The following is a 6,970-nucleotide window of genomic DNA, read 5'->3' on the forward strand; positions in this document are numbered from 1 at the left end:
CTTCGCCGCACCCGCTCGAAGCCCGGCGAGGTGCTCGTCCTTTTCTCGCGGTGCCTCCAGCGCTCCGCGTGCGACGCCAACATCACCGACGACCTCGCCAACTGCCGGCGCTGCGGCCAATGTCTGGTCACCCGCTTTCTCGAACTGGGCGAGCGGTGCGGCGTCCAGGTGTCCATGGCGACGGGGGGCCGCCTCGCCGCCCAGCGCGCCGCGGACGCGTCGGTCAAGGCCATCGTGGCCGTGGCCTGCGGCAAGGAATTGCGCGCGGGCATCTTCGCCTCGCTGCCCAAGGCCGTCCTCGCCCGCTCGATCGAGTGGCCGTGCGGCCCGTGCAAGGATACGACCATCGAGTTCCGCGAGGTCGAAGAGGCCGTCCGATGGTTCCTCCGGTGACGCCCGCCACGCCGTCCGCCCGCAGCGCCGCCCTGGATGCCCTTCGCCGGGCCCGGAAGACGCGGACCTTCCTCCGCGACGCCCTCCATGCCGTCTTCGAGGAAACCGATCTGGAGCCGCGCGACCGCGCCCTCGCCACGCAGTTGGCGGCCGGCGTGGTCCGCCATCGCCGCACCCTGCGCCTGTTCGTCAGCCACGCCCGCGGCAAGGGACGCCGCGCCACGACGATCCAGCCCGCGCTGCTCGCCATCCTGGAACTCGGGGCGTTTCAACTGCTGTTTCTCGACCGCGTGCCGGCCTATGCGGCGGTCAACGAGGCCGCGGAGGCCGCACGACGCACCGCACGCACCAGGAAGTCCGGCGACAAGGCCGCCGGTTTTCGCTTCGGATGCCGTGCCGCACCCGGACGGCGGCGTCGTCCGACTCCGCGAGCCGGTCCTCCCCGATCCGCGCGAGGATCGCGCCGCCTTCCTCGGGGCCGCCTACTCCTATCCCGACTGGCTCGTCGCGCGCTGGCTCGAAGCGTTCGGCGGCGAGGCCGAGGCGATCTGCCGGTGGAACAATCGCCGGCCTCGCCTCTTCGCCCGCGCCAACCCGATGCGCCCCGATGCCGAGGCGCTCCTGCAATCGCTCTTGTGTGGCACGGCCGGCCTTGTCCGGCCGTGCGAGGCGCACGGCGGGGCAAGACCCGCCGTGCCACCCCCCATCGCAGGTTTTCGCGTGTGTGGCACGGCCGGCCTTGTCCGGCCGTGGTGCCTCGACGTTTCGGACCTGGACCCGGCGAGACTGGAATCCCTCCTGGCCGACGGAACCCTCACGATCCAGGACCCTTCCGCCATGCTGGCCGTCGAAGCGCTCCGGCCGGCGCCGGACGAGGAGGTGCTCGACCTCTGCGCGTCGCCGGGAACCAAGACGACTCAAATCCTGGAGGCGATGCGCGGCGAGGGACGTGTCGTCGCATGCGACCGCAGCCCCGAGAAACTCGATCCGCTCCGGCAGATGGCCGCGGCGCGCCGCGCGAAGAACCTCGCCGTCTGCCTCGCGGACGATCTTGAAAAGGCGGCCCCGGCGAAGGGCTTCGATGCCGCCCTCGTGGATGCCCCATGCTCCAATACGGGCGTCCTCGCGCGGCGCGTCGAGGCGCGGTGGCGACTGCGTCCGGCGGACCTCGAGGAATTGCCCCGCCGGCAACTCGAACTGCTCGTGTTGGCGGCTTCCCGCGTCCGCCCCGGCGGCCGGCTCGTCTATTCCACCTGCAGCCTGGAGCCGGAGGAGAACGAAGGCGTCGTCCGCGCCTTCCTCCATACCCATCCGCCGTGGCGCCTGGACGCGACCGAACAACTCCTCCCCGCCGCCGACCACGACGGCGCGTTCTGGGCGCTCCTTACGCGCACGCCGGGGCATCTATTATGAGCCGCGGAGCGGCGATTGACGATAGCCACGGGTGCAAACCCGTGGAACGCGAGGGTCCACAACATTCCCTCATTTTTTCTTGAGCCCCGGCAGGGGCGATTGAATCAATCCCACACGGAGCGCGGATCGTATTCGATGCCGTGACGCTCCAGGAGCGCCAGAAACTCCTCTTCGAACGTCTGTTTCCGGTGGTGCGATTCCTGATTCGCGATGTAACTTTTGACCTGGTCCGCGTCGGATTCGCTGACGCTGAAAGCGGCGTACCCATTCTGCCACGCAAAGTCCCCCTCGCCGGAAAAGGTTTTGTGAACCCAGCCGGAAGAAAGGCTCTTCCACGCGCGCATCGCGTCCGCGACGGCCACGTCGGTGCGCAGCAGGATCAGGCCGTGGACATGGTCGGATGTGCCACCGATCTGGAGAGCCCGGCCGAATTCTTCGCGGGCGATGCCGCCGAGGTATTCGTGGAGGCGCGTGCGGAAGGATTCGTGGATCGTCGGACGCCGGTCTTTCGTGCCGAAGACGGCGTGGACAAGGAGATTCGAGTAGGTGTGGCCCATCAGGCGGTCCTTTCAATCGCCCCTCCAGGGCTCCGACAACATAACATAAATGGATGGATTTGCGGCGCTCTTTTCCACGGGCTTCCGGCTTCGTCCCGCGGGCCACGGCAGGAGCCGTACCCCTGCCAGGGGCGCGCCGGGACTACGCCGGACAAGCGCGCCCGTGGCTACCATCATGCGCCGCTTCGCGGCTTGAACAGCATAACGCAAACGGAGGGACTTTGCTCGCCGGTTTTCACGGTCAGTCGCCTTCGTCCCGGCGCGCCGGGGCTACGGCGGGCAAGCAAGGCCGGCCGTGCCACACGCGCGCGAAGACCTGCGATGGGGGTGTGGCACGGCGGGTCTTGCCCCGCCGTGCGCCCCGCAGGGCCGGGCCCGCCTCCGTCCCGGCGCGCCGGGGCTACGGCGTGGCAAGCAAGACCGGCCGTGCCACACACCACGAATAATGGGGTCAGGCCCCGCTTCCGAAGGGGCGATTTTTGGTGGTCTGCCGTCCGTCCCGCGTTAGAATGTCGCCATGGAAGCGGGCGAGGCCATCCAGGCGAATTACCGCCAAGCGTCGTTCGCCACGTGGCTGTGCATCGGCGGCAACGTGGTGCTGGGCGTGGCGAAACTGATTGCGGGCATTTTCGGAATGAGCGAGGCTCTCGTCGCGGACGGCGCCGAGAGTCTGAGCGACAGTCTGGCCAGCCTCGTGGTCGTCGGCGGCCTGCGGACGGCCCGGAAGCCCGCCGACGACAAGCACCGGTACGGCCACGGCAAGGCGGAGTTCATCGCCGCCCAGGCCATCGGCGCGGTCCTCCTCCTGGCGGGCATCCTGATCGGATACCGGGGAATCTCCGAGATCTTCTGGCCGACCGAGGGGAGTTTTCCCAGGATGTTCACGATCTGGTTCGTCCTCGCCACCATCGTCGGCAAGGAGGCGATGTTCCGGTACAAGATCCGCATCGGCCGGCGCCTGAAGTCCGAGAGCCTCATCGCCGACGCCTGGCATCACCGCAGCGACGCAATCACCAGCATTCCGGCCCTCATCGGCATCGGGGCCGCACTGCTCTTGGGTCCCGCGTGGCGAATCTTCGACCCGCTGGCGGCTGTCATCATCGGATTGATCATCTGCGGCATGGGGGTGTACACGTTCATGCGGACGGCGTCGGTGCTGCTGGACGAGGCCGCCGATGCCGAGACCCTCGCCGCCATCCGCCGCGCCGCCCTGAGCGTCCCCGGCGTCAAGGACACCGAAAAACTGATGACCCGCCGCAGCGGTCTGGAAACCCACATGGAATTGCACGTCGAGGTGGACCCGGCGATGTCCGTCCGGGACGCCCACGCCGTGGCCCAGCAGGTCGAGCAGACTATCCGCCGCGAGGTCCCCGGCGCCACCCACGTCACCGTCCACATCGAGCCGTACTACCCCGACGACCATTGAACGGCGAGTGCCTGAGTGCCTATGTGCCTGAGTGCCTGAGTCACGGCAGCCTCTCAGCCTATTTTGTTTTTCCAAGCGCGCGGATGAGTCCTCTCAGAATCGCGTCCAACTCCTGGCTGCCCTGTCGCAGAAGCGTCAGCGTCTTGCCCTTGAGCCATCCGAGACGCCTGGCCAACTCTCCGTGGGTCTGCAATTCGAACAGGCTGCCGCGCGCCATAAGAACGAAGCGCCTGAAATCGGCCCGTCCCCCTCTTCCGAACCCCTCGGCGACGTTGGCCGGGACCGACACTGCCGCACGCCGCATCTGCGCCACGAGCCCGAAGCGTTCCTCCGAGGGGAAACGCGTCGTCGCCCGGTACACGAGGCCTGCAAGGTCCATCCCTTTCTGCCAGGCCACGAGATCCCGGTAACTCTTGACTCCCGATTTCCCCGGTTCGCTCCGCGCGGTCCCCATCGTCCGTTCCCCCTTAGGTACTCAGGCACTCAGGAACTCAGGCACTTTCCTACCGCACCTCGCGGAGGCGGTAGTTCGGCGTGCCCAGGCCGTTCAGCACGGTTCGGATGACGTGGCCTACTCCGGCGTCACCGTCAGCGTGTGTTTGACGGGCACGACGGCCTCGTGCACGGCCTTGACCAGGGCGTCGTATTTTGCCAGGACTTCAGCCGACCATCTGGGGTTCTTGGCCTCCGGCGTTCCGGCGGGCGCCATGCGGTTGGACTTGATGAGCCACGTCTCGTTTTTCTGTTTGGCGGCGACCGCGCCGTCGACCTTCTGGAAGGCCTCGCAGAACGGGTTGTCGAGGAACTCGGCGGCCAGGTTGATGCCCTGGGCCAGTTCCTCGGCCGTGAAGGATTTCGATTCCGGCGCGCCGGGACCCCACGCGACCCTGGCCTTGCCGCCCTTGAGGCCCTTGACGACCAGCGTCAGGCGGTTCAGGTCTTTGTTGAAATTGAAGAAGGGCAGGACGCTGCGCGTCGAGTCCGGGGATGCGCCGTCGCCGAAGAAGCAGAACGGGTAGCGGGTGCTCTCGAGTTCCACCTTGCCGCCCTTGGACGAGAGGACCTTGTGGCCGCCGGTGGCGGTGGCCTTGCCGGCCGTGTCGATGGTGATCGTGCCCAGGTCGCCGTCGAACCCCATCGCTTTGAGGAAGGCGTAGGCCATGACGAGATGGCCGTTGGGCGCCGGGTGGAAGCCGTCCTTGCCGCCGACGTAATAGTCTTCGCCGCGGGCGGCCTTGGCCTTTTTCATGACGTCCATCATCGCATCGTGGACGTTGGCGAAGGGCATGTCGGCGTTCTTGGCGAGGTCGCGGGCGATGTCGCGCAGGTGCGCCAGGTTATCGTTGTACACGTCGGCTGGGCCGCGCCACGTCTTCGTGTCGACCACGCCGGGCGAACCCACGACGACCGTCGCGCCGGCCTTTTTGGCGGCGTCGAGGATCCGCTGCATCTGCGCCCGGTACTCGTTGCCGATCCCTTCCTCATACGCCCGGTACCGGCCGTCGTTCATGCCGTAGCAGGTGGTGACGACGTCGGGCTTGAAGGGGAAGAGGTCCTGGTCCATGCGCCTGACGAAGCCGCCGGCCGTCTCGCCGCCCCGGCCCAACTGGAAGACCCAGAGGTCGAGTTGCGGCACGCACATCGTGAGGTAATCCTCGATGAACTTCGAGTACTGCTTCTGCTCGGTGATCGAGTCGCCGACAACGACGATGCGGTCGCCCTTTTCGACGACGGCCTTGGCGAACGCGGGGACGGACGCCGCCAGGAGGGCCGGTACGAGAATGAGGGCGGCCAGACGGACCAGACGCGACAACGGACGGGCGGACGTAAGCATTTACGGTCTCCTTTCTCTAAGGGTTAGCTTGTCCCCATGCGCTGGACAGTCTCCAGCCTGGAACAAGGTGGAACCGTCGCCAGGGTCACGCCCCCGTTGGGGAGGGAGCCCCAACGGCGACCGGAGCCACGGCAGCACGCGCGGCGACGGAACGTCCGCCGCCTGTCTCGATTCTGCCTCGCCTCGCCGGCTGCACCGGAAGCTCCTCGCCCGCCCCCGGCTCTGCCAGGCCGTACACGCTCCCCAGCGTCCGTCGGTCCAGGCTTCTGTGTCGCCGCCGATGGCTGCAGTACGCGAAGTACCGTCCCATGCCCAGCCGGGCCTCCGCCCGGCAGCAACACAAAAACATGGACGGACGGCCCCACCCTACCCCGAGCTTGCCGAGGGGCCGGACCGCCCGTCTTTTTCCCACTCTGCCGCCACCGGCCGAAAGGCCCGGAATGCCGGGCACAACGCCGGGGCGTACCCGCCTAGGCGGGGCCTAGGCCGGCTGCAAACTACCGCCGACGACGAATCGCCAGCACTCCGCCCAACGCCAGCAACGCCAGCGTGGCCGGCTCCGGAATCACGTTCAGCGTCAGACCCGTAAAACCAAAGTACGGGTCCGTGGCGCTAACGCTGGCCGTCACCAACGTGGCGTTGTTGTACCTGATGGAGCCGGGGCTCTGGTTCGGCGACTTGTAGCTCAGATGAATCGTCGAACTGTCGCCGATAGCGCCTTCCTCCACCACGAACGAACCCGTGGCAAGGACCACCGGCGCCGACACGCCCTTGTACGCCGCGCCCGTCATCAGCGCCGCCTTGACCGTGTCCAGGTCCATGAACCCGTTGCCACGGGGCACCAGCGTGCCGCCCGTGGAAACTGTCGGCGCGTCGTACCCGTTCTGCAACGACGCCGCCGCCAGGAACGACACCTGCACCGCATCGCTCAACGACTGCTGCACGTTGAACCGGCAACTGCCGATCCCGTCCACGCCAACCACCCGGTTGGTAATCGTCCGGGCCGGCGTCGAACTGGTGTTGACGGTGGTGAGTGGGGCTAGCTCCACGGTGATCTGGTAGTCCACCGTATCGCCCACCATCACGTCCGCCGAGGACGAGCCGCCCAGCGTCGTCATCTTCACCAAGGCAAACGGCGACGCCGAGGCCTGGCTCGCCAGCATCGCTAAAACTCCCAAGACTACGATAATCTTCTTCATCTTCTTACCCTTCCTTTTCTCTGGGCCGGCGACCCGTACGGGCCGCCGGCGGACTCTCGTTGACTTATCACTCACACGCTACAATTGGGAACGCTTACCGCTTGCGACGAACGAGGGCCAGGGCGCCCAGCCCCAGCAGGGCCAGCGT

General features: G+C 67.3%; 7 protein-coding genes. 3 read left to right on the plus strand and 4 right to left on the minus strand.

Annotated features, from left to right (window positions below; translation table 11 throughout):
• Both NTX40_10620 and NTX40_10625 read left to right on the plus strand, forming a co-directional pair.
• Positions 1 to 393: DUF116 domain-containing protein (locus NTX40_10620; protein ID MCX5649527.1), on the plus strand; the 393-nt coding region annotated here is incomplete at its 5' end.
• A gap of 393 nt (positions 394 to 786) precedes the next feature.
• Positions 787 to 1,806 (plus strand): hypothetical protein, encoded by a 1,020-nt coding sequence (locus NTX40_10625; GenBank protein ID MCX5649528.1) that lies wholly within the window; start codon positions 787 to 789, stop codon positions 1,804 to 1,806.
• Positions 1,807 to 1,910: 104 nt separating this feature from the next.
• On the opposite strand, the gene tnpA is transcribed toward NTX40_10625, so the two are convergent.
• A complete protein-coding gene (gene tnpA, locus NTX40_10630; GenBank protein MCX5649529.1) occupies positions 1,911 to 2,363 on the minus strand; it encodes an IS200/IS605 family transposase in 453 nt (150 codons plus the stop codon).
• A gap of 517 nt (positions 2,364 to 2,880) precedes the next feature.
• Here tnpA and NTX40_10635 point away from each other — a divergent pair.
• On the plus strand, positions 2,881 to 3,789 hold the full coding sequence (locus NTX40_10635; GenBank protein MCX5649530.1) for a cation diffusion facilitator family transporter: 909 nt from the start codon (positions 2,881 to 2,883) through the stop codon (positions 3,787 to 3,789).
• Positions 3,790 to 3,847: 58 nt separating this feature from the next.
• Here the strand turns inward: NTX40_10635 and NTX40_10640 are convergent, their stop codons facing one another.
• From NTX40_10640 to NTX40_10650, 3 genes are all read right to left on the minus strand, one after another.
• Positions 3,848 to 4,243: a four helix bundle protein gene (locus tag NTX40_10640; GenBank protein MCX5649531.1), complete on the minus strand. Its 396-nt coding sequence runs from the start codon at positions 4,241 to 4,243 to the stop codon at positions 3,848 to 3,850.
• A gap of 117 nt (positions 4,244 to 4,360) precedes the next feature.
• Positions 4,361 to 5,623, minus strand: coding sequence for an SGNH/GDSL hydrolase family protein (locus NTX40_10645; protein MCX5649532.1), 1,263 nt, complete (start codon positions 5,621 to 5,623; stop codon positions 4,361 to 4,363).
• A 497-nt stretch (positions 5,624 to 6,120) separates the two neighbouring features.
• Positions 6,121 to 6,822: a PEP-CTERM sorting domain-containing protein gene (locus NTX40_10650; GenBank protein ID MCX5649533.1), complete on the minus strand. Its 702-nt coding sequence runs from the start codon at positions 6,820 to 6,822 to the stop codon at positions 6,121 to 6,123.
• Positions 6,823 to 6,970: the final 148 nt, after the last annotated feature.

This window comes from Planctomycetota bacterium (genome assembly GCA_026387035.1).
In the GTDB taxonomy this organism is placed as follows: Bacteria; Planctomycetota; Phycisphaerae; order FEN-1346; family FEN-1346; genus JAPLMM01.

Coding starts and splice junctions, on each gene's coding strand:
- NTX40_10650 (MCX5649533.1), bottom strand. CDS start 6,822: ATGAAGAAGATTATCGTAGTCTTGGGAGTTTTAGCGATGCTGGCGAGC.
- NTX40_10640 (MCX5649531.1), bottom strand. CDS start 4,243: ATGGGGACCGCGCGGAGCGAACCGGGGAAATCGGGAGTCAAGAGTTAC.
- NTX40_10645 (MCX5649532.1), bottom strand. CDS start 5,623: ATGCTTACGTCCGCCCGTCCGTTGTCGCGTCTGGTCCGTCTGGCCGCC.
- NTX40_10635 (MCX5649530.1), top strand. CDS start 2,881: ATGGAAGCGGGCGAGGCCATCCAGGCGAATTACCGCCAAGCGTCGTTC.
- tnpA (MCX5649529.1), bottom strand. CDS start 2,363: ATGGGCCACACCTACTCGAATCTCCTTGTCCACGCCGTCTTCGGCACG.